Annotated in this window: 22 protein-coding genes and 1 pseudogene; 1 reads left to right on the top strand and 22 read right to left on the bottom strand. The window is 32.6% G+C overall.

All coding sequences use genetic code 11. The annotated features are described in order from the left end of the window. Positions 1-126 precede the first annotated feature (126 nt). The 22 genes and pseudogenes from tcrZ to IGJ74_RS04235 form a co-directional block, all read right to left on the bottom strand. Positions 127-333, bottom strand: a complete 207-nt coding sequence (tcrZ, locus tag IGJ74_RS04340; RefSeq protein WP_005237621.1) for a copper chaperone TcrZ — start codon at positions 331-333, stop codon at positions 127-129. 83 nt (positions 334-416) lie between these two features. Further along, on the bottom strand, positions 417-2,882 hold the full coding sequence (locus IGJ74_RS04335; RefSeq protein ID WP_002337543.1) for a heavy metal translocating P-type ATPase: 2,466 nt from the start codon (positions 2,880-2,882) through the stop codon (positions 417-419). 12 nt (positions 2,883-2,894) lie between these two features. Beyond that, entirely contained in the window at positions 2,895-3,350 is a 456-nt protein-coding gene (gene tcrY / locus IGJ74_RS04330) for a copper-responsive transcriptional repressor TcrY (protein WP_002337544.1), read from the bottom strand. A 135-nt stretch (positions 3,351-3,485) separates the two neighbouring features. After that, positions 3,486-3,680 (bottom strand): annotated as a pseudogene (locus IGJ74_RS04325) (hypothetical protein); the annotation flags it as partial. 50 nt (positions 3,681-3,730) lie between these two features. Beyond that, a complete protein-coding gene (locus tag IGJ74_RS04320) occupies positions 3,731-4,411 on the bottom strand; it encodes an IS6-like element IS1216 family transposase (protein WP_185953094.1) in 681 nt (226 codons plus the stop codon). Between the two features lie 37 nt (positions 4,412-4,448). Further along, complete coding sequence (locus IGJ74_RS04315) at positions 4,449-4,577, bottom strand: hypothetical protein (RefSeq protein WP_430608692.1); 129 nt, start codon at positions 4,575-4,577, stop codon at positions 4,449-4,451. A gap of 16 nt (positions 4,578-4,593) precedes the next feature. Next, the gene (locus IGJ74_RS04310; protein WP_218193623.1) at positions 4,594-5,181 is read right to left on the bottom strand and encodes a recombinase family protein; all 588 of its coding nucleotides are present in this window, start codon (positions 5,179-5,181) and stop codon (positions 4,594-4,596) included. Between the two features lie 487 nt (positions 5,182-5,668). After that, positions 5,669-6,025 (bottom strand): BlaI/MecI/CopY family transcriptional regulator, encoded by a 357-nt coding sequence (locus tag IGJ74_RS04305; RefSeq protein ID WP_218193622.1) that lies wholly within the window; start codon positions 6,023-6,025, stop codon positions 5,669-5,671. A 736-nt stretch (positions 6,026-6,761) separates the two neighbouring features. Further along, a complete protein-coding gene (gene cls / locus IGJ74_RS04300) occupies positions 6,762-8,279 on the bottom strand; it encodes a cardiolipin synthase (protein WP_255324188.1) in 1,518 nt (505 codons plus the stop codon). Then, complete coding sequence (locus IGJ74_RS04295) at positions 8,269-9,378, bottom strand: AI-2E family transporter (protein WP_218193589.1); 1,110 nt, start codon at positions 9,376-9,378, stop codon at positions 8,269-8,271. Before IGJ74_RS04295 ends, cls begins: the two co-directional genes overlap by 11 nt. 114 nt (positions 9,379-9,492) lie before the next feature. Continuing rightward, positions 9,493-10,011, bottom strand: a complete 519-nt coding sequence (locus tag IGJ74_RS04290; protein ID WP_218193590.1) for an HdeD family acid-resistance protein — start codon at positions 10,009-10,011, stop codon at positions 9,493-9,495. A gap of 83 nt (positions 10,012-10,094) precedes the next feature. Further along, entirely contained in the window at positions 10,095-11,300 is a 1,206-nt protein-coding gene (locus tag IGJ74_RS04285) for a hypothetical protein (protein WP_218193591.1), read from the bottom strand. 15 nt (positions 11,301-11,315) lie between these two features. Next, positions 11,316-12,152: a YitT family protein gene (locus IGJ74_RS04280; RefSeq protein WP_218193594.1), complete on the bottom strand. Its 837-nt coding sequence runs from the start codon at positions 12,150-12,152 to the stop codon at positions 11,316-11,318. 9 nt (positions 12,153-12,161) lie between these two features. After that, positions 12,162-13,283 (bottom strand): M20/M25/M40 family metallo-hydrolase, encoded by a 1,122-nt coding sequence (locus tag IGJ74_RS04275; protein WP_218193592.1) that lies wholly within the window; start codon positions 13,281-13,283, stop codon positions 12,162-12,164. A gap of 361 nt (positions 13,284-13,644) precedes the next feature. Beyond that, entirely contained in the window at positions 13,645-14,514 is an 870-nt protein-coding gene (locus IGJ74_RS04270) for a hypothetical protein (protein WP_430608691.1), read from the bottom strand. A gap of 575 nt (positions 14,515-15,089) precedes the next feature. Continuing rightward, the gene (locus IGJ74_RS04265) at positions 15,090-17,609 is read right to left on the bottom strand and encodes a BspA family leucine-rich repeat surface protein (RefSeq protein ID WP_430608690.1); all 2,520 of its coding nucleotides are present in this window, start codon (positions 17,607-17,609) and stop codon (positions 15,090-15,092) included. A gap of 18 nt (positions 17,610-17,627) precedes the next feature. After that, on the bottom strand, positions 17,628-18,014 hold the full coding sequence (locus IGJ74_RS04260; RefSeq protein ID WP_218193619.1) for a DUF7006 family protein: 387 nt from the start codon (positions 18,012-18,014) through the stop codon (positions 17,628-17,630). 21 nt (positions 18,015-18,035) lie between these two features. Further along, positions 18,036-18,359, bottom strand: a complete 324-nt coding sequence (locus tag IGJ74_RS04255) for an LPXTG cell wall anchor domain-containing protein (protein WP_218193618.1) — start codon at positions 18,357-18,359, stop codon at positions 18,036-18,038. A gap of 53 nt (positions 18,360-18,412) precedes the next feature. Then, the gene (locus IGJ74_RS04250) at positions 18,413-18,973 is read right to left on the bottom strand and encodes a hypothetical protein (protein WP_430608689.1); all 561 of its coding nucleotides are present in this window, start codon (positions 18,971-18,973) and stop codon (positions 18,413-18,415) included. Positions 18,974-19,031: 58 nt separating this feature from the next. After that, on the bottom strand, positions 19,032-19,592 hold the full coding sequence (locus IGJ74_RS04245; protein WP_430608689.1) for a hypothetical protein: 561 nt from the start codon (positions 19,590-19,592) through the stop codon (positions 19,032-19,034). Between the two features lie 58 nt (positions 19,593-19,650). Beyond that, positions 19,651-20,211, bottom strand: coding sequence for a hypothetical protein (locus IGJ74_RS04240; RefSeq protein ID WP_430608689.1), 561 nt, complete (start codon positions 20,209-20,211; stop codon positions 19,651-19,653). Positions 20,212-20,241: 30 nt separating this feature from the next. Further along, positions 20,242-20,757 (bottom strand): hypothetical protein, encoded by a 516-nt coding sequence (locus IGJ74_RS04235; RefSeq protein WP_420699107.1) that lies wholly within the window; start codon positions 20,755-20,757, stop codon positions 20,242-20,244. Positions 20,758-21,302: 545 nt separating this feature from the next. Here IGJ74_RS04235 and IGJ74_RS04230 point away from each other — a divergent pair. Further along, positions 21,303-22,745, top strand: coding sequence for a helix-turn-helix domain-containing protein (locus tag IGJ74_RS04230; protein ID WP_420699105.1), 1,443 nt, complete (start codon positions 21,303-21,305; stop codon positions 22,743-22,745). Positions 22,746-22,937 lie beyond the last annotated feature (192 nt).

Here is a 22,937-nt window from a genome sequence, read left to right as displayed (position 1 = left end):
CTTATTATATTAGAGAATAATTTTAAAGTTTTAGAACTTTCTCATCTAACACTGCATATAATTCTCATGAAAAGGGTTCTATACTTTATCTCTATCTACTATCTATGAATAAATGGTATTTGTACTTTATGCACTTAATACTGAATAGTTAGTTTCTGCTAAAGCAGCATTGAGCGTTTCGGTATCAATCTCTGTTTGACTTTCAAGTACTGCTTTTTTAGTCGCAAAATCAACCTCTACAGATTCAACCCCTTCAATAGCTGAAAATCTTTCTTGTACCGTGTTCGCACAACCTGCACATTTTACGCCATCTAATAAGACTTCTTTTTTCATTATTTTATTCCCCTTTTTTTTTTTATCTTCTCCTATTATATAGAATAGGAAGAAGTTTAAATCCCAAATAAGCTACGTGTTTTCTAAACAACTGCTGGTTTGAATCGTCTTAACCGTAAAGCATTGAGCAAGACCGATACGGAGCTGAAACTCATGGCGACTGCCGCAAACATTGGATTCATCAATGGTCCGCCAAAAATATGCAAGAGACCCATCGCAACTGGAATACCTACAAGGTTGTAAGCAAAAGCCCAGAACAAGTTTTGTTTAATGTTTCGTAGCGTTGCATGACTTAAATCAATCGCAGTCAATACAGCGGTTAAATCATTACGCATAAGGACAATATCAGCCGATTCAATCGCCACGTCTGTACCTGATCCAACTGCAATTCCGACATCTGCTTGAGCTAATGCGGGTGCATCGTTAATGCCGTCTCCAACCATCGCTACCTTCTTGCCTGCCTCTTGTAGTTTTTTGACTTCCTCTGCTTTATCTTCAGGTAATACTTCACTTAATACACTGTCTATACCCACTTGCTTAGCAATCGCTTTGGCTGTTCGTTTGTTATCTCCAGTAATCATGATTACTTCAACACCGCGTCTTCTAAGTTCTTTAACAGCCTTCATACTATTTTCCTTGAGTGTGTCAGCTACTGCGATAATTCCAGCTAGTTCTCCATCAACAGAGAGATACATCGGTGTTTTTCCTTCGTCTGCTAAACGATCGGATTCTTTTTCCACACTTGATAAATCAATCTTTTGCTCTAGCATCAGTTTACGGTTTCCAATGTACATATCTTTGCCCTCAATTTCAATTCGAATCCCGTGTCCAGGAATCGCTTCAAAATGATCTGGTTTAGCTAATGTCATGTTCTCTTCTTTTGATTTCTGTACGATGGCTTCGCCTAATGGGTGTTCAGAACCTGTTTCACCGGAAGCTGCATAATATAAAAGATTTTCTTTAGTAATAAGAGGAGTTACCAAAATATCCGTCACGATAGGTTTACCTTCTGTCAGTGTCCCTGTTTTATCAAATACAATCGTGTCTAAATTATGAGTGGTTTCTAACGCCTCACCACTCTTTATCAAGACACCATGTTCTGCCCCTTTTCCGGTTCCAACCATAATACTTGTTGGAGTCGCCAAACCTAAGGCACATGGACAAGCAATGACAAGGGTTGTTATGATAACGGATAAAGCAAATATTCCAGATTGACCTGCAATTAACCAAGCAATCCCTGCTAAAACGGCTAATGCTATAACAATCGGTACGAAATATCTGGTAATGATATCGGCCATTCGAGCAATGGGTGCTTTAGACCCTTGAGCATCTTCTACTAATTTTATGATTTGAGATAGAGTTGTATCACTTCCCACTCGAGTCGCGCGGTAATCAATGGAACCATTTTTATTGATACTAGCCCCAATAACCTCGTCTCCACTTTCCTTTTCCACGGGGATACTTTCTCCTGTCAGCATTGATTCATCGACTGAAGTGCGTCCCTCAACAACAACACCATCTACAGGCATACTTTCTCCCGGACGAACTCGAATAACATCTCCTAAAGCGACTTCGTCCACAGTAATCTCTTGTTCCACACCATTACGTATCACTCGAGCTGTTTTAGGAACCAAGTTGACTAATTTTTCAATCGCTGAGGACATTTGCCCCTTTGATCGCTCTTCTAAAAATAACCCTAACGTATGAAGAGTTAAGATAACTCCAGTCACTTCATAGTAAAGTAAATCGGAAAAGTTGCCGTAACCTAAGCCAGCTCCGATCGTCGCTGCCAGACTGTATACAAAAGCGGCCGCGGTACCAAGGGCAATCAGGGAATCCATATTTGGGTGACCTTTAAATAAGGTTTTGAATCCCTTCTGGAAATATTCCCAGCTTACTACCATTATCGGCAAAGTCAGAATAAGTTGTAAAAGAGAAAAATTAAATGCATTTATCATTGGGTCAACGATATTTGGTAGAGGCATACCTACCATATGACCCATGGATATAATTAGTAAAGGGATTGTAAATATAATGGATATCCCAAAACGATTTGAAAGTTGCTTCATTCTTTTTTCTTTTTTCTCACGCTTCTCTGCTCGTGAATTATCTTGAGTCTCAGTTGTTTCTAATACGGCTGCATAACCACTATTGGATACAGCACCAGTCACATCAGATACTGAAATTGCTGACGGGTTATAAGAAACTTGCATTTTTTCTGTCGCTAAATTGACTGAAGCTTTATCTACGCCCGACAACTTTCCGACAGCTTTTTCAATTGTCTGTGCACAGGATGCGCAGGTCATCCCTTCAATTGCAAAGGTTTGCGTCGTTCCTTCTTGGGCAATCAGTTCATACCCTGAATTATCCACCGCTTTTTGTAGATTTTCTACCGAAAAAGTTGTTTCATTGTATTCTATACTCAACTTTTCTGTTGCTAGGTTCACGGAAGCCTGTGTGACCCCACGTACTTTTTTTGCCGCTTTTTCTACTGTCTGCGCACAAGACGCACAGGTCATACCTTCTATGGCAAACGATTTATTCTCCAATTTTTTCGCTCCTTATTCTCCATGATGATGTAAATGGCAATCGCATTGCCCTTCTGTACACTGACAATCCACTTCTTCTACTGCGAAAGCTTTTTTCATCTCTAATATTTCTTCTAGTCGCTGGATATCATCGAAGCTTAAGACATGATCTTCAATGATACTCCCTACTACATTCCCGACACTCTTTCGACAAATACGGTTGAAAATATCGTTTGTAAAACTTCTTACCGCTTCTTTCTCTTCGATATTTGCCGAATAAATATATTTTCTACCTTCTTGTTCTGTATTCAGTGCGCCTTTTTCCACGAGTCGACCTAAGAGCGTTTTGGTTGTCGCTTGTTTCCAGTCCATTTTCTCTCCCAATGTAGAAATGACTTCTTTACTAGTCACTCGACCATTCGCCCAGACTACACGCATAACTTCCCATTCAGCATCGGTTATATGAAGGTCTACAGCTATAGTACTCATATTCTCTCCCCCTTTCGTTTACTCGCGTAAACATTAACGTTAAATAGAGTTTACACTAGTAAACAATTATTGTCAAGAGTTGGTTCTGTTGCAAAGTTTTAAATAAAGAATAAAATCCCTTACGGTATCTATGATTTAAGCTGGGATTCCCAATAATACCTTGATTTCAGTACAGACCGAAAACCCGAAGAGAGTGCCTTCTTTTCGGGTTTTCTTATATAATCCTCGAATGGCTTCCATGCCTTTAATCGTGGTAGAGGCAGTGCGTAAACTTCGATAGAATTTATTGCGTCTCTTTACTGGACGATGGTCTTGTTCAATCAAATGGTTCTGTTGCAAAGTTTTAAATAAAGAATAAAATCCCTTACGGTATCTATGATTTAAGCTGGGATTCCCAATAATACCTTGATTTCAGTACAGACCGAAAACCCGAAGAGAGTGCCTTCTTTTCGGGTTTTCTTATGTAATCCTCGAATGGCTTCCATGCCTTTAATCGTGGTAGAGGCAGTGCGTAAACTTCGATAGAATTTATTGCGTCTCTTTACTGGACGATGGTCTTGTTCAATCAAATTATTCAGGTATTTAATGGTACGATGTTCTGTCCCTTGATAAAAGCCGTATTCTTTTAGTTTCTTAAAGGCACTTGTAATAGAGGGGGCTTTATCTGTGACTACAACCTTCGGTTCATCAAACTGCTTCACTAACCGCTTAAGAAAAGCATAGGCTGCTTGTGTGTCCCGTTTTTTACGTAACCAAATATCCAAGGTTAAACCATCTGCATCGATGGCTCGATACAAATAATGCCATTTTCCTTTAATTTTGATGTACGTTTCATCCATTTTCCATGAATAAAAGGATTTTTTATTTTTCTTTTTCCAAATTTGATAGAGTAGTTTGCCATATTCTTGCACCCAACGATAAATCGTCGTATGAGAAACGTTAATGCCACGATCATATAAGATTTCTTGAACTTCACGATAGCTAAGGTTATAACGAAGATAGTAGCCCACGGCTACAATAATCACATCCTGCTGAAATTGCTTTCCTTTAAAAGGATTCATCGTCATTCCTCCTGCTATCTTTTTCTATTATTCTACCTTATTTGATAGTAGATTTAAAACTTTGCAACAGAACCGACTCTTTAATCCCTGTCTGATCACTAATCTCTCTTAACGTAATCTTCTTTTCATCTACATACTCTTTTAAATTTATCTTTTGTTTTTTCATTTTTATTCTCCTTACATTATTTTCTAATTACCCCATACCTCTCACGGTACCTCTTGAATGTTCTCCGATTAATTCCAGTTTTCAACTCAATATCTTTCTCGGTACTTCCCTTTAGATACAATTCAAAAGCATGCTGTAATTTTGGGTCATCTTTTTGATACTTCAGCTTACCACCTTTAAATTTCCCTTTTTGCTTCGCCAGCTCAATTCCTTGCTGTTGACGTTCACGAATTCTTTTTCGCTCTGATTCTGCCTGGTACTTGTATAATTCAATAACCAAATTATTAATCAAACGCCTTAGATTTTCGTCCTCAATCCCTGACATCGACGGTAAATTCAAAACTTCAAGAGTTGCTCCTTTTTGTTGAATTTGATTCATAATATCCGTTAAATCTTTATTATTCCGTCCTAATCGATCCAGTTCAGTGACAACCACAATATCACCTTCACGAATATACTCTAACATTGCTTTTAATTGTGGCCGCTCGAGTGATTGTCCACTTACTTTATCTGAAAACAGCTTAGAAACGTCCTGTAGCGACTCAATTTGTCTATCTAAGTTCTGATTTTTACTACTTACCCTTGCATAACCAATTTTAGCCATAAAATCGCCTCTTTTTTGATTGTTTTAAACAATACCAATGCTCAACTTAATTGTCTTGTTCCTGTTCAGTTTAATTATAAGACAAAAAAATCGATCAAACAACTGATAATACAATTGTTTGATCGATTAATTTTTTATTCATTTCTTTGAAACTTATTCAAGACATTTAGGCATACTCTGGTGTCCTCTTAAAAAGAAACTTTCTGACCTAATTAATTGAGCTACTGAAAGATTTATCAAACGTGGAATAAAAAAAGGATCAAAAACTATTGATTTTTTGACACCTGACCATTTAAAAAATAAAAAAAGATAGTAGTTTATTCTAATTGTGGGTAGGAAATATTCCCCTTCCAAACATCCCTTTCAATAAATACATCAAAATATTCTGCTATTTAATGTCTATTTTTCTAAAATCTTCGATCCCTATAATTGAGATTATAATGAACAAAATATTCCTGCTAAAACGAATTAGACTAAATAAACATTGCTAATCATCAGATATTTTTTTCTTAGATGATTGAACTAATTTTGATAGTAAGTCAAGGTATTCTGCATCACAAGACTCACGAATTTTTCGATTGACAAGATTACTTACTACCGATTTACCAATTAGCAATGAAAAAAATTCTGAGAACGAATGTTTCACTTTATATGAACACTGCTCTGATTTCTTTTTATCCACAAGAACTTCAAGATAATTTTTATCAACTAAACGATCAATCGTCAGGTATACTGTATTTCCCTTGAACTCAGGATATTTTTCAAGAAATGAAACTTTTGTTAATTGATTATTTTGCTCATAAAATGCAATCATAATTCTATACTCTATTTTGGTCAATTCCATTTTCTTAGATCCCTTCCTTACGTCTAATTAATAACAAATTCGTTAATTGAAAAAAAATCACAAATTAACAATGAACTATTGAATTATCATATTTTTGTTTTTCTCATTCCATTATGTAGCGAGGATCATTATATAGCCCTTCAACATAATACTTTAGTAACTTATAATCACTTTCGTCAACTTTTTTTATTATTATCTTATCTTTAAATAGGGATTTAGGTGAACCTTTCAAAATCTTATGGTGTACTTGATTTACAATCAAATATTCTACTTCTTCATCCTACAAATTAATATCTTTAATATTTTCGCGATTTAAATGAATATAATTATATTCCAGATGTAAAAATAGATTTGTAAGAGGTATCCAATTGTCAGTTGATTGTTAAAAAGAATTCCCATAGTTATTTTATGGACACTTTTTATTTATTTGTTTATTCTTTCTAATATTGATCTAACTATATTATTCAATGAAAATTTGTATTTCCTAACTATATTATTTTCCATCATCAAATGTAATGCTATTAAAATCTCTTGCGTTTCTGAATAAGAGTTTGACCATAACTAAAACTCTAATTAACGTGAAAATTAATTTTGGTTATCTATACTCAACTTAATCCAAGATTACGTGTAATGCTTCCAAGGAATCTATATCTAACTGTTATAACCAAAGCAAATACTTTTTCTTATTGTATAATTGAAAAATAAATATAAATAGATAGTACTTACTTAATTGATTTTAGAGCAAGGGAATAAATAGCTTACTCAGCTTCTCATTAATAATAGTTAAAGTTGATTTTTTTTGTTGATAGTTATAAACACTTATTGAGCATTCCAAATCTCTTTCAAACTGTTGGTTCAATTTATTAACGGTTTCTGATGGACCATAAATAAAGACTGATAATTCATGGTTTAAATGAAAGCTTCGAATGTCAAAATTCGTTGATCCAATCGTTGCAATTTCATCATCCACGATAATCACTTTACAATGTATGAAGGAATTTGGATTATAGAAAAAAACTTCGATTCCTACATCTAACAAACGGTCAATAAATGAGTTAGTCCCATGAAAGGAAATGCCTCGATCTCCTTTTCCAGGAATGATTAATTGTATTTTAATACCACACCTTGCGGCCCTTCTTAAGACTGCTAAAGAATCCTCGTCAGGTACAAAATAAGGCATGGCTATTTTTATTGACCTTCTAGCTTTACCAATAATGTTTATGATGGCATCTTTGATTATTCGTTCAGAATCATAAGGTCCTCCATATATAACTTGAATAGTTTCTCCAGAAAGTTTCTTTTCTGTAGTTGGGAAATAATACTCTGACTGTTTCAGAAATGTTTCAGCTTTAATATCAGTATTTAAAAAGAACCAATCATATAGAAAGATTTCTTGTACCTCAATAACCGAAAGACCCATCATTCTAATATTTGTGTCGCGCCAATAATTAAATTCTTTTGTTTTACTCAAATATTCATCACCTATATTCATCCCACCAACATGAGCAATTTTACCATCAATAACTATCATTTTCCGATGATTTCTCCAGTTAACCCGAGTACTTAATAACGGTGAATTGACCAAATCGTAAACTCTTGTTTCTACTCCAGATTCTTTCATATATCTTATTAGGTCATATGGAAGTTTAATTGATCCAACGCTATCATACATCAACCTTACAATAACTCCTTGTTTTGCCTTTTCTGCTAATAGTTTTAGAAGCTTTTCTCCCGTCGAATCTCCCTTAATAATAAAATAGAATACATGAATATGGTGAGAGGCAGATTGAATATCCTTTAATATTTCTGTAAAGGCTTTATTGCCATCGTGAAATACATCTATTTGGTTTCCAACAACCGGAGACTTCCCAGATAGTTTAAATATTTCACTCGGTAATGTATTGTTTAAATGTTGAACATAATTTTGACTACGAATTAGCTTTTTTACGTATTTTTGTATAGCCAGCTCATTTTGTGTTTGTTGTATTGAAAATTTTCTCGACTTTGGATTTCTACCAATCAAAATAAAACTAATAATCCCCAAATAGGGAAACATTAAAATAGCCAGAATCCAAGAAAACTTTGATGTTGTATTTCTTTCATCAAAAAAGATTAAAGAAATACAAACAATAAGCGAAAATAGTTCTGTAATTACTGTTAGATATATAAAATAAGGAACATACAAGTAAAAAATGAAGATCAAAATTACTGTAATTAGTGTTAATACAAACAATTGTTGTAGTTTATTCTTCATTATATGCCCCCTCATTAATAGCTGATTTATTTTTATTAGTTAATCTATATATTTTTATGCTATAAATAATTGTAACTTTTATTATAGCAATTATAGGTAAGACAATAATCATTCCAAGAATACCAAAGAGTTGGCCAGTTATAAGCATAGCAATTATAATGGCCACTGGATGTACTTTTAGTTCTTTACTCATAATGTATGGAGAAACTAGATAAGATTCTCCTAGCTGAACAATCAGAATTCCTATAACAATAATAATGACATTTGGTTCATCTGAGACCAAAGCTGATAAAATTGCTGGTAAGGTGCCAATCCAAGGACCGAAATAAGGAACAATATCCATTATTCCAGCGATTATTGCAAAAACTAATGCACCCTTTAACCCTGCAGCATAGAAAGTTATTAATGCTCCAAAGAAAACATATAAGCAAACAAGTGATTTCCCCCAAATATAGTCTGAGAGCACTTTTCCTATCTTATCAAGATATTCAGATGAGATACCTTGGTATGATTCTGGTATACATGTGTAGATTTTTTTAGGTTTATTAGCCTTTTTTAACATGAACAATACAATAATTGGAACTAAGCTAACTGCTAAAAAGGAACTAGCAATAATTGATAGAATAACTTGAATACCGCTCTTCAACCCAAGAAATAATACAGCGATTATATCTTCGGTAGATGTGTTGATTAAAGAAAGATAGTATTGAGTATTTTCTTCTCCTAATACTTTGGAGTGGAGTATCAACTGATCTAATTCTTCAATCCATTTTGGTAGTTCGACAATGATTATATCTATTTGCTGGAAGAAGACTGGAATGACTTCTCTAATCAAAAAATATAATATTAATATAAAAATAGCAAAAGTGCTAATCAAACTAAAATGCTCATTTTTTATATATTTATAAATAAAAAGATATAACGGAAATAACAAATAATATAAAAAAATAGAGATTATCAATGGGATAAGCAAGGTACTAAAAACAACTTCAAAAAACCTCATTAAACCAACACTTTTTTTTACTTCTGACCATACAAGCAAGGTAATAAAAACTAATGTTAAACTATAAAAATATTTTGATTTTTTAATATAGTTCATTTGAAATCCACCTTCATTCTATATTCGTTGGAAATTTATACCTATTTTGTTGCTAATAAAGCGATTGAGCTCCTCATGAATACTAAAATCATGGGGAGCTCAAAGTTTTTATGACTAAAGACGAAGACCCTGCACTATTTGAACAAATCCGAATAGAATAGCAAAAGATCCGACCAAAATAGGTAAGGTTAATGTTACAATTAGCGGATTTAAAATAAGCATTCCTGCAATGATTAGACAAAGTATATCTAATAAAAGAATCCCAATTTTTGAAAAACCGGATTTTTTTGAGAAACGTGCAGTTAAAAATAGATTTCCTATACTTTCTATAAAAAACCAAACTGCAAAAAAGATTCCTATCCAAAGCGCACCTTTGACAAGATTCGTGACAAAAATGATTCCGATTAATATGTCAACCGCGCCAATAAAAATTCTTACACCTCGTGATTTAATATCCGCATGTGCACCCATTCCTGTCAATGTGGCAATCCCTCGAATTATAGAAAAAATACCAAACCAGATAACCAAAACACCTAGTGTTGCGATTGGGCGATTTAATGAAAATATACCTAATCCTATAAAAACAATACCTAAAACAATTTCTATAATTTTGTTTCTACTATCCTTACTCATATACATACCACTCTTCTATTTTATAATTTGTCTATAATTTAAACAGTAAAGATAAGAGCATGATTAAAAAATAACACACTCACTTATCCCACCATAAATCCAACAATTAAACCACCAGTTATCACTGAAGTAATTGTTACTGTTGAAAATCCGGCTGTCACCATGATTGGTAAAATATTTTGTTCGATTACTGCGATTTCTTCCTCTGACTCACCAACGGCTGCAGCTGCCTCTTTGGTAAGTACCATTGTCCCTGGAAATCCAAAAAAGGTAGTCATACCGATTGCTAAAGAAAGAGCCCCAGAATATCCTACTCTTCTTCCAATCATGTAAGAAATACCAAAAATAATTAATACACCTGTTACCAAGTAAAACGCAATTGGCCATACCAACGTTAATAAATCGGCAGGAACAATGTCAGCCAGAGGGCCAAAAGCAATAACCATTATTGAAATCATTAATAGCCCAAAAGAATCTGTTGCTGATAAAGCATTTGGTTTCAACACTTTAAAATGTCTCAATAAAATTCCTAATAACAACGAAATTACAAATGTATTCAAAGCTCCGTTTGTCAACGCGCTCAAAAATCGAGAAATATAAACGGTTAATCCTAAGAGAAATAAAGTTCCGTAAGCTGTTTGTAAAAAACTTGGCAAAATGCTCTCATACGAAGGTTTAATATTTTCTTCAACTTCTTTTTCATAGAAAGTTAAATTCCCTTTGCGGTACTCACCTCGAACACGCAAAGCCTCTTTTTTTAAAATATTAGCTGTCACCAAAAATCCTACAAGGTTTTTCAAGTTGAGTACCAGTAGTGGAAAAACTGCTAATAAATAGCTAGATAATATGCCTAAGTCTCCTCTTGCTGAATTAATTTCTAAAACCTTATCTTGTATCATCAGTATTGAGAGGGTTCCACCTGTAATTGAGGCAGTACCTGCGATAGCAATATTGCGATCAAATACCAGTTGGCCTACAAAAATCAATATAACTGTCATCAAAACGACAGTCACTGATCCGATAACAAAAGTTCGCCATTGCGCTTTTAAGTCTTCCATACTCATCATTGTCCCTAAATGAACAATTATTATACCAATCACTGCATTACCAAGTCCTAATAATCCGGAATCTTGGATTAAATCATGCGGAAGAAAATCTCCTGCAAATCCAATCAGAAAAATCATTGAAGCAACAAGCATCATGGATACAAGAGCTTTTGTTTTAGTTGATACAAACTCGCCAATCGTCCAAATCAACATGACGATAGTAAATGCCAAAATCGGTTCCATATTCATTCTCCTTATTTACTGTATTGGATGATAGGTAAACCCTTCTCCATGGACATCAGCTACATTATAAGTAATCATAAAACTTTTAGGATCAATCTTATCCACAATTTTTTTAACCTGAGGATATTCCTGGTTGGACACAACGATTAACAACATTTCACGCTCTTGCTCCTTTTGTCCGCCTCGAATATCCAAAATTGATAAACCTCTATTGATAGATTCCATAAGCTGAAACCTTATAGCTGAACTTTCTGTCTGACTAATAATCATAATTGCTTTCCGTCGTTTTATGCCTGTTTCAATGTAAGTCATAGTTACAGAAGTAATTCCAATTGATAATATCGCAAATAAAAACTCTTCAAACCCAAAAACATATAAACTCATAGAAACTATGATAAAGTCAGTAATAAGTAACCCTATAGACTTATTCAGATGAAAATATTTTTCAAAAATCAATGGTGGTATAGTTGTTCCCCCACTTGAAGCTTGAATAGTGTACAAAATTGATACTCCTATCGCAAAAATAGAACTACCAAAAATAACTGATAACAAGCGATCACTCGTAAGCATTACTTCAGGTACGGCTCTTAATAGGATTGGAAAAGCTATACTACCCACTACAGTATTTAAAAATACTTTTTTTCCTAGAAAAATCGCTGCTAAAACTAAAACTAAGCTATTTAAAAGTAATACAACCCATGATCTATTGATTCCAAAGGCAGTTTCAACCAATATACCAATACCACTAACTCCACCAGCAGCAATATGATGAGGGCCCAGAAACATATTTACACTGATTGCTAAAATGAGTACCGCAACTACTACTTTCATAAAGTTCTTCATCTTTGTCATCATAGTTAGTTATTCCATCTTATTGGGTGAATTTTTAATTATTTCGATAACCAATTGTACAGCTTTCTTCATTTCTTCAACAGGGATGTATTCATCTGTTGTATGAATTTTTTCGTATCCTATAGACAAATTAACAGCTTTCTTCCCTTTTTCATTGAAAGAATTTGCATCACTTCCACCACCACTTACTTCTCGAACCACCTCTAAGCCTAAATTTTTCGCAGATTTTAGAAATGTCTTCATCACGTTTTCATCGTCATTTATATGAAATCCTGTAGCCATTCTTTTTATTTCAATTGTGACAGATCCTCCATGCTTTTTAGCTGCTTGACGGAAATAATTTGATACTTCCTGAATCAATATGTTTGCCTTTTGGGGATCAACGGAGCGAACTTCACCTTTAATTAACATATGATCTAAAACAACATTTGTCGATTCTCCACCTTGAATTACACCAATATTAGCTGTTGTCGTCTCATCCAGTCGCCCAATTTGTATATTTTGTAAAGCATCAGCTAAAATAGAAATAGCTGAAATACCTTTTTCTGGTTCAATTCCTGCATGAGCTGCGACACCAGATATCGTCACATCATACATATACAAGGTTGGGCTAGCAATTGTTACTCTACCAACTACTCCACCGCTATCCAATACATAGCCATTCGTTGCAGTAAGCATGTCCATCTTCAAAGCCGAAGAACCAATCAGTCCAATTTCTTCCCCTGGTGAAAAAACGAATTCCACCTTTCCATGTGGTATCCCTTGTTCTTGAATTTGTTGAATTGCTTCTATTATAATTGCAATTCCAGCTTTATCATCTGCTCCTAAGATAGTATCTCCTTTCGAAAATAGTTTTCCATCTTCCTCGACGACTTCAATTCCTTCTCCCGGAGAGACTGTATCTGTGTGACATGAGAAAAACAATGGTTCTTTCTCACTAGTACCCTCTAAAGTTGCAATTAAATTATTCGCCCCTAAACTAGTTTTTATTTTACTATTGTCTTCTGTTACTTTTAGTCCTAAATCTCTAAATTTCTTTTTTAAATAGTCATGTACCTTTTCTTCACTCCTAGAAATAGAGTCAATACTCACCAGATTAGAAAAATTTTGTATCATTCTTTCACTTAACATAGTTTCCCCTCATTTCTATATAATATCTAAAGAGAAAATAGAAATAAATCCGTTTTCACAAATGAATTATATTTTATTTTCTGCTTAATATCTATAACTATTTTCCATATTATTTATCTCTTGAGTAGATATTGTAAAATATGTCTCTTATAATTATTACTTAGCTAAAGTTCTGATTGCTATCTAATAACAGACATAAAATATATTGAAATGACAGAGATCATATCCGATGATATAGGATTTCATAAAGAAATTTATATTTTCAATGAATATTGATAACTTTTAATTTTTTAATTTCAGCACACTTACCCTTCATTGATCGCATGTTTTAAATCGTGGAAATAACTGAATAGACTTTTTTTTACTCTTTCAAATTTTTATTCATTTCAATAAGACACTCTATTAATTTATTTTGCTGACTAACAATAAAAGTAAGTTGCTCATTTAATTCGATATGTCTGCTCTTTTTTTTATTAATTAGCTTCATTCGAATAAATTTATAATTTATTAACAATTTTACTCCCTCTATTATATTACCTGCAAAAATAATCCCTCCTGAAACATAGGTACAAAAAAGTAACCATTGTCTTAAAATTAAAAGTTGATTCCACATTCTCATAACTAATTCAGGGATTTCTCTAAAACTATGGGTATGCTGTTGTATATTTAATATTTGCTCTAGTAACCACATAAAATTGGTTACTAAATATTCTAATGAAAAATGAATGCCTAAAAATATTTCTTGAACTTGATTTTTAAAATCTCTTAGTTCTTTATAGCTTATAGTGTTAATTTTTTGACCGATTATAATATAAGTTTGATAAAATTCTAAACCAATTTTTATAAAAATTACTATAGATGATACTGCTAAAAATAAACACCCTACCATTATTAGCTTCTCACTGAATCCCCAACTATCAATTTTCTTTAATTTTATTAAAAAATAAATTACAAGAACTAATCCCAAAACAAAAAAAAATATCTGTATAAAAAAAAGAGCTGAGATTTCTATGCTCATATTCCTCAGCTGCTCCCTCAATAGTTCTCTTCGATTAGATTCTGTTAAAAATAGCAGGGCTGTTCGAATATTAACTTTAAAATACTTTTCAACAATATTTTTTATAAGCTGTTGTTGATTTATAATCAATAATAAAGTCATCGAAGCTAATAACAAGCTAGTTATATGAAGCATTAATCGTATAACTAGCTTATTTTCTTTCCAATTTTCCATTTTTTCCTCTTACCTCTGTTCTTTTTTTGTTAATAATTGGATTGAATATATAATAAATTATCTTTTGATAAAAATGACTAACCAAGATTTCATATTAATACTAACCAATATTTTAGGTTTAGCAGTGGATAAACTATCACTTTTCATAATTAACAGCAATATTTGCTAGTATTTCTCTAGAAAAACTGTATGAAAATCATCAATTAGAATAATTGTAATCGCTACAAAGTTAACACAATACATATAATATTAATATATAAACAATTCTACAGTTTGTTATTGTTGAGCTCAAAGAATAATATAAGTACAAGGAGATGGTATAGAGAAAAAATACTCCGCTGATCGACACCCAATACCTTATTAATTATAACTATAAAGTGCTATTACTTTGCCTGTTAGCAAAATAATAGATTAGAGCATGAAACTCTGGTATATTTTTTAATTCATTACACCTAAAATTTTCGTAAATCTATATAACGTTAATAGCAAAAATCACTACGAGCTAAATATCTGGAATTGAATTTTGTTCATTCGATCCCAGATATAACTTTACTCCTATTATTAATATAAATATTCTATAAATCAGTATGGATAAACTTCATACTCATGGTAAATTGTGGATTTTCTTCTTTTTCAACTTCTTTAGCTTGTCCTGAAAAGTAAAGTTCCCTAACCTCGTTTGCATGTAACGTCATTAGAAAGTTATCTTCTAAAACATTTTCTTTTCCATCTAAAACGAGTACTGATTCATTTATTTTTAAATATTCTATTGAAGATAAATTTTTTACATTTTTAATCGAATTTAACTTTACGTTAATTGAAAATCCAGAGAGATTCTCAATCAGATATTGATTTGATTCCAAGATTGTTAAATCATTAATATTTGATCGAAATATCATATCTACTGGTATTTTTACCTCAATGGATTTAGGAATAACTCTATAGATATCCGCCTGTTCGGTTCCATAGAAATTAGACATAAAATCTTCACTTGTACTAAATTCTTTCCCTATAACATCGCCTTTCCACATTTCTCCTTCTGACAGCGTTCTTAGTTCTTCAGTGCCATTAAACCGGAAATATGGTCCTAAGTGAAGTGTATCTATATACCTAGCACCTATCAACATTCCCTGAGTTGTAGTTTCTGGACTTACGGTAAAGCTAGATAAATTTATTTCCTTTATTAAAGACTCAGCAAACATATAATTCATACTTATTACATTACTCGTATTAAAATTAGTAAGGTCCAAGTGATTCACACTATATAAATAGCTGAACATATAATTCATATTGACTACACTGCTTGTATTAAAATTACTTATTTCCAAGTCTCTTATATTCCATAAACCACTGAACATATAATTCATGCTTATCACATTACTTGTATCAAAATTACTAATATATAAATCTTTTAAATTAATCATGCCCTGAAACAGGCCTACCATGCTTATTACATTACTTGTATCAAAACTTCTCAGATCTAATTTTTCTAATCCATACATATAATTGAACATATAATCCATAGATTCTACGTTTTTAGTATCAAAACTATCCAAATTTAATTCTTTAATTTCTCGTAAGTTATTAAACATATAATTCATATTTTTAACATTGCTTGTATTCAATCGATTTAAACCGATAAATTCCTTTAAGTTTGGAAGATCGGCAAACAAATATGATGATAATGAGTTAGCTTCTACATTAGCAACAAACTCAATGGATTTAATATCATCCCTATATGGATACCAAGTAGGTCTGTTATTAAAACTTGATGGATCAAAATGTCCTTCTCGAATTTCAAGTTTCCCATCTTCGTGCAATATCCATTCAGATGTGCCCCAAAAATTTCTTTCATCAACTATTTGAAAATTCACATTAACTCTTGAAGAATACTCAAAATCTCCCAATCGATCAATAACTCTAATAGTTGAGCTTTTTAACCCCGGCGTTGACAAGTCTGGAACCCCTGAATCCCAAAGATATTCCAACTTTCCTCCATCCATTGTATTGGTTACATTAACAAGTTCTTTTATTATCTCTTCTGGTTGAGAATTCAACTTAAATTCCTTGTTTGTATTTGCTGTAACTGACAATTGTGGTGGATTTACCAATGTCCTTGCTACATCCCAAGCAGGTAATGCCCCAACTGTTCTGCCATTATTGTGTATAACATGATAATGATTTACAGAAAGCTCATCGTTTAGCCTGGCTCCCGCTGGTCCCCATCGATAGTGGTGATAACTCATTCTCACATTTGGATCTCCAGAATGTAGTATCCATCTGGTATCAGTCAATGGAGCCGATTTTAGACGTTCTAACTGAACTGAATTATGTTGTAACGTAACTTGTAGAACCCCATCAATAGTTCTATATACTCTAGGATCCCAATATCCAGCGATCTCAAATCCCATCATTGCATGCTCTACACCAACTCCTGAGCTTATTGCAGGTACGCTTACCACGTTATTCCATCCTCTGTGTCTTTGGAATCCAAGACCATAGTAATCTGAAATATTATTAAACTCCCGCCACGTATTAGGCCCCAAATTCGGCCATAAATCCCCATTTGCTGTGACAGAGTCTCCCACCTTGTAACCTAAACCATCTCTCCCTAAACGCATTAACATATCATATGCGTTAATTTGCATTGTAATTTCAGCTACCCTATGAGATATCCAAGTTGTGTTAAATGACCCTACATTTGTATATGCGGAAGCATACCACTGGGGTGACAAATATCTAGCTGGCATCATATGTGTTCTTACCGTCTTATTTTCATAGCTAATTTCTCGCTCATCCTGCATACTATTGATTTGCTCTTCACTTGATTCGCTTTCTTCCATACGTTCAGTATCCTGTGCTTTTGATTCATCCGTATTGTCTTCCTCAAACGAATATTCAGAATAGGATGATTCTTGATTGTCAAGATTCTCTTCTGAAAATTCAGTAATAGATTGATCTGCTGATAACTCTTCCTCTATGTTTTCAATCTGTTCTTGAGCTTCTGCTAATACCCAAAACTGAAGAATTGCATCCATAGAAAAAATAAGCATAAATACAATAGTGCCGACAAATATTTTTTTCTTTAATGGCATTTTATTGTCACCTCCTCATTATATATTATTAGATAAAAACTGCCTTTCACCTAAGTATATTAATGACCACGGAGCTTCTGAATTCAAGCTCACCCCAGTCCGTTCGCGATAAAAAAATTGACTATCATGTTCGATAATAGTAATTAATTCTTTTTCAGAATACTCTGAGAAACAGTCATTTAACCAAGAAATTGACTCAAAAAGAATTTGAATTTTTGCATCAATCGTTAACAATAGTTTGACTTTATCCAGAAATAGATCTTCACTATTCTCTATGCCATATAACTGTTTCTGCAAACTATTATAGTAATGAAAGAGTTCAGGATATAGACCTTCAACGTTCTTCATAGCATCATCAAACGGCTTTAAGTAATTTTGTATACCAGAATCTTTTTGGAAAAACATACACAGTTCCTCTCTTCTAGTTTATTCAATATGTGAGCTTTTATACTTGTTTTTTAGAAAGAAAAAACTATATATTAGTAACAATCCCAATACCATCATCGTTAATCCATTCAAACTGCCAGTTTGTGGAAGTCTGATTTGTCCGCTCGATCCAGAAAGAATTATCTGTACTTCTCTTTTAGGTAAAATTTCTGAAGCTATTGTTTCTGATATCACTGTATCTGATACGACACCAATTTGACCATAAACTGTAAGACTATTTTGATTCTCTGCTGCTAGCGCATGCGTTGTTCCCCCAATAAAAAGCATGGAAATTAATAGTAGAACTGATCGATAATGTCGCATTGCTATTTTAATTCCTCCCGATTGTGGTTTGACTTAATACATATCGTAGTTCTCTACTCTGCACCAGGAATAAATTTAAAGACAACATTGAAATGAGGGTTAACCTCTTCAGAACTAGATGCTCCTGATGCTTCCCCAGAGAATTTGAATACTCCTATGCGATCTGCACTATTGTCACTTTGATTATCCTTCAATGTAAATAAAGTACTTTCTTCTTCTAAAGATACTTCTCCATTGGTGATAAATTCAATTTCTCCAATTTTCAGGCTATCAATAATATCAATATCTTTTGCTTGTTCAATCCCCGCAACATTTACTGACACTCCTCGTGCAGAATTATTTATAATTGAATATTCTGGTGACGATAATTGTGTTTTATCAACAGAAGTACTATAAAAAATTGCTGTAGTTGGTAAAGTAACGTTAATCCATTTATTAATATCTTCTGGATCTGGCCCTGGTGTAGTAGAATCGAACTCTCCAATACTTCCGCGTACACGGATTTGAGCTTCCGTATCATTAGTAATAGTTTGTTCTGCATTAACTTGTGTTGCAAAACCTAATGCCGTAACCAAAAGAGTTCCTGTTGTAATCACTGCAATTGTTTTTTTCATCGATTTTATCTCCTCTTCATTATCAATTGTGGTTTGACTTAATACATATCGTAGTTCTCTACTCTGCACCAGGAATAAATTTAAAGACAACATTGAAATGAGGATTAACCTCTTCAGAACTAGATGCTCCTGATGCTTCCCCAGAGAATTTGAATACTCCTATGCGATCTGCACTATTGTCACTTTGATTATCCTTCAATGTAAATAAAGTACTTTCTTCTTCTAAAGATACTTCTCCATTGGTGATAAATTCAATTTCTCCAATTTTCAGGCTATCAATAATATCAATATCTTTTGCTTGTTCAATCCCCGCAACATTTACTGACACTCCTCGTGCAGAATTATTTATAATTGAATATTCTGGTGACGATAATTGTGTTTTATCAACAGAAGTACTATAAAAAATTGCTGTAGTTGGTAAAGTAACGTTAATCCATTTATTAATATCTTCTGGATCTGGCCCTGGTGTAGTAGAATCGAACTCTCCAATACTTCCGCGTACACGGATTTGAGCTTCCGTATCATTAGTAATAGTTTGTTCTGCATTAACTTGTGTTGCAAAACCTAATGCCGTAACTAAAAGAGTTCCTGTTGTAATCACTGCAATTGTTTTTTTCATCGATTTTATCTCCTCTTCATTATCAATTGTGGTTTGACTTAATACATATCGTAGTTCTCTACTCTGCACCAGGAATAAATTTAAAGACAACATTGAAATGAGGATTAACCTCTTCAGAACTAGATGCTCCTGATGCTTCCCCAGAGAATTTGAATACTCCTATGCGATCTGCACTATTGTCACTTTGATTATCCTTCAATGTAAATAAAGTACTTTCTTCTTCTAAAGATACTTCTCCATTGGTGATAAATTCAATTTCTCCAATTTTCAGGCTATCAATAATATCAATATCTTTTGCTTGTTCAATCCCCGCAACATTTACTGACACTCCTCGTGCAGAATTATTTATAATTGAATATTCTGGTGACGATAATTGTGTTTTATCAACAGAAGTACTATAAAAAATTGCTGTAGTTGGTAAAGTAACGTTAATCCATTTATTAATATCTTCTGGATCTGGCCCTGGTGTAGTAGAATCGAACTCTCCAATACTTCCGCGTACACGGATTTGAGCTTCCGTATCATTAGTAATAGTTTGTTCTGCATTAACTTGTGTTGCAAAACCTAATGCCGTAACTAAAAGAGTTCCTGTTGTAATCACTGCAATTGTTTTTTTCATCGATTTTATCTCCTCTTCATTATCAATTGGTTAGTTTTTAATTATCAACATTAATCCTGCTTGTGTAGATCCTTGTTTCTCCGATGTTTCTGGATCATATATATCAATTGTTGCCGTAGCTGAATGCTCTCCTTCTTGTAAAACATTCATTAATCGCGCTTTCCTAATTTCTTGATTCGGATATATCGCACCAGATTGATAGATTTCTTCTCCCGTCTCATCAAGTGTTATTACAACAGAAATCGGGTAAACATTTGTTCCTGGATTTATAATTTCAATATCCCCTACGCTCTCCCCATCTTCAAAGTATGCAACTGGACTAATATTCAAAGTAAAATAATTAGCATCTGCCACTTCTTGAGCTATTTCTTCGATTGAACGGTCTCGGGCATCCGTCAGTTCAGGTAATAGCTCTCTACTGGTTACCTGAATTGGTTGCGCCCTTAAAAATAACCAGTAAAATCCTAGCATGAGAATGAGGCAAACTAAAAATATAGTCCATCTTTTTTTTATTCTATTTTGAAAAATACAATTTAAATTTTTCAAATCTAATAATCACTCCTCCTCAAATTGAGTAAATCTAAAATATAAATAGGACTAAATCTATACTATCATTCTAGATCACCTTGAACAGATGGATTTTTTTATTTTTTTTAAAAAGCTTATTTTTAAAGTAATAATAACGGAAAATTTTGTGATAAACATTTGGTTAACATCTTTAAAATTAAAATAAAATGATAATAAAGTTGCGAAAAGAAATAAAGTTAATCTATTTATAATTTTTATTTTAAAAACTTTGAAATATTTAAAATGTATGAATAAATTAAGTAGATGAGCTTTATTAAAGAATATCTAAACTTTTCCTCATTTAATCATAAGTGATATTAACTTAGCTATAATAGATTATTTCATTTTAAAAGAGCTAATTTTTTTCTTATAAATACTATTTTAATTGTGTTTAACTATTTAGTTGTAGTAATTGATGCAGATCATTAGCATAATATCCCATTGAATTGTTGACAGAGTATATTACATAATCTAAAATCAAAAATATATTTTTACTTAAAATCCTGAAGAAGGAGATGCACATAATGATTATTACTGATATTGAATATCAATTAATATGTAAAAAATCAGTTATCAGAAAGGTTAACATCTTAAATAGCCTATCAATTCAAAAACAATCAGCATCTGAACTAAAAAAGACTAACGTTATTTCTCAGGCAACTTTAACTAAAGATATTTCTGAAATAAATAGTCTAGGTACTGAAGGTGATTATCCTCTAATCAAAGAACAACCTAAAAATTTTTTTGAGCTAAATACTTCAAATATGAATAAATTAAATATGTCTTTAAAAAAGTTGTTATCTGACAATCCACTATATGTAATAATTGATGATCTATTTCATAATAAGTCGTTTAGGATAGAAGAATATTCACAAAGATTATTTATGTCACAATCCTCAATCCGAAGTGCTCTATACATTCTAAAAGAATATTTAAAAACATTCCATATACATTTAAATTTATCTCCTCTACAGTTAATTGGAAGCGAAGTTAATGTTCGAATTTTTTTCTTTCACTATGTACAAAATATTTCAGGTATTAAAGATACATATTTTTCATCAAAGATAGATAAATTTATTGTCAAATCAAAAAAAGATTTGCATTCTCCTTTACACTTGGATTATCAAAGACTAAAGAATTGGTTATATGTTTTTTTTAAAAGAATCTTAGCCCAAAAAATGGTATCTTTAAACAATAGTTTGAAAAGGCAAATAATGGGTATAGATTCTTATATTTTTTTCAAAAAGATTGTTCATAAGAATAGTAATTCATTTTTTAATATTCTTATAGATAATGAAGATGAACTGATTTTCTCTTATATTGTAAGGTTGGATATAATTATTTACGAGAATAAACGGTTTTATTTTATATCGAATTTTCAAGACAGACTCTCGAAACATACAGTGGTTGTTTCTAAATTTTTTTCTATGAATAACCTTACATTGTCTGAACACTCAGACTTAATGTTTTCTTTACAAGCGCTCTTTTGCAACTTGGATTTGCTCACAGAGATATCTCCGCTCTTTCAAAAAGTAGATAACTCTTTAAAAAAACAAATTAAAGTTATTTACAAAGAGTTATTTGAATGTTGGTCACATCTCTTAAGCAAGTATTTTAGTTGGCAATATACGGAAGATGTTGCTGTACAAGCCACACTTTTAGTTTATTCCCATCTAACTTTATATTATAAAAAAAGTATTGAAGTACTCTTCTCATATACCGGATCACCTACAAATGCAATGTATTATAACGCAATTACAAACCAAGTCATTCCATCATCCGTAAATGCCCATTTTATTTTTGACGACAATATTACTAATAAGGTCTTACAAGATATGAAAATTGATATTTTGGTATGTAATTTCCCTCCGAGAGAAGAAATTACTTGCTGTAAAGTAATTCAGTTACCATCAATAATTAGTGATAAAACATGGGGATGGCTTGCTTCTATAGGTTTTTATAGCTAATTCACATCAAAAAAATTAATGGATTTAAATATCTAAAAACCTATATTTCAAAATAATTGTAAAATGTATAATCTAACAAAGTATTCCATGCAGTAGCTGTTATTTCTTTTCCCAATTATTTAAGTTGATGCAGAAATTATCCAGTAAAATGCCCCGTGAAACGGGTGCTTTTTAAATGACCCCCAACCGTTC

Origin of the sequence: Enterococcus sp. AZ009 (assembly GCF_050548785.1) — a bacterium.
GTDB lineage: Bacteria > Bacillota > Bacilli > Lactobacillales > Enterococcaceae > Enterococcus_D > Enterococcus_D entomosocium.
Note: the sequence above shows the minus strand (reverse complement) of the source record. Positions and strands in the feature narration are given on the sequence as shown.

Bases quoted from the DNA above. Each gene is read 5' to 3' on its own strand.
- IGJ74_RS04275 (WP_218193592.1), bottom strand. From the start codon at position 13,283: ATGTTAAGTGAAAGAATGATACAAAATTTTTCTAATCTGGTGAGTATT.
- IGJ74_RS04310 (WP_218193623.1), bottom strand. From the start codon at position 5,181: ATGGCTAAAATTGGTTATGCAAGGGTAAGTAGTAAAAATCAGAACTTA.
- IGJ74_RS04305 (WP_218193622.1), bottom strand. From the start codon at position 6,025: ATGGAATTGACCAAAATAGAGTATAGAATTATGATTGCATTTTATGAG.
- tcrY (WP_002337544.1), bottom strand. From the start codon at position 3,350: ATGAGTACTATAGCTGTAGACCTTCATATAACCGATGCTGAATGGGAA.
- IGJ74_RS04255 (WP_218193618.1), bottom strand. From the start codon at position 18,359: ATGCGACATTATCGATCAGTTCTACTATTAATTTCCATGCTTTTTATT.
- IGJ74_RS04290 (WP_218193590.1), bottom strand. From the start codon at position 10,011: ATGAGTAAGGATAGTAGAAACAAAATTATAGAAATTGTTTTAGGTATT.
- IGJ74_RS04250 (WP_430608689.1), bottom strand. From the start codon at position 18,973: ATGAAAAAAACAATTGCAGTGATTACAACAGGAACTCTTTTGGTTACG.
- IGJ74_RS04270 (WP_430608691.1), bottom strand. From the start codon at position 14,514: ATGGAAAATTGGAAAGAAAATAAGCTAGTTATACGATTAATGCTTCAT.
- cls (WP_255324188.1), bottom strand. From the start codon at position 8,279: ATGAAGAATAAACTACAACAATTGTTTGTATTAACACTAATTACAGTA.
- tcrZ (WP_005237621.1), bottom strand. From the start codon at position 333: ATGAAAAAAGAAGTCTTATTAGATGGCGTAAAATGTGCAGGTTGTGCG.
- IGJ74_RS04240 (WP_430608689.1), bottom strand. From the start codon at position 20,211: ATGAAAAAAACAATTGCAGTGATTACAACAGGAACTCTTTTAGTTACG.
- IGJ74_RS04260 (WP_218193619.1), bottom strand. From the start codon at position 18,014: ATGTTTTTCCAAAAAGATTCTGGTATACAAAATTACTTAAAGCCGTTT.
- IGJ74_RS04245 (WP_430608689.1), bottom strand. From the start codon at position 19,592: ATGAAAAAAACAATTGCAGTGATTACAACAGGAACTCTTTTAGTTACG.
- IGJ74_RS04320 (WP_185953094.1), bottom strand. From the start codon at position 4,411: ATGAATCCTTTTAAAGGAAAGCAATTTCAGCAGGATGTGATTATTGTA.
- IGJ74_RS04230 (WP_420699105.1), top strand. From the start codon at position 21,303: ATGATTATTACTGATATTGAATATCAATTAATATGTAAAAAATCAGTT.
- IGJ74_RS04295 (WP_218193589.1), bottom strand. From the start codon at position 9,378: ATGAACTATATTAAAAAATCAAAATATTTTTATAGTTTAACATTAGTT.
- IGJ74_RS04265 (WP_430608690.1), bottom strand. From the start codon at position 17,609: ATGCCATTAAAGAAAAAAATATTTGTCGGCACTATTGTATTTATGCTT.
- IGJ74_RS04280 (WP_218193594.1), bottom strand. From the start codon at position 12,152: ATGACAAAGATGAAGAACTTTATGAAAGTAGTAGTTGCGGTACTCATT.
- IGJ74_RS04315 (WP_430608692.1), bottom strand. From the start codon at position 4,577: ATGAAAAAACAAAAGATAAATTTAAAAGAGTATGTAGATGAAAAGAAG.
- IGJ74_RS04285 (WP_218193591.1), bottom strand. From the start codon at position 11,300: ATGGAACCGATTTTGGCATTTACTATCGTCATGTTGATTTGGACGATT.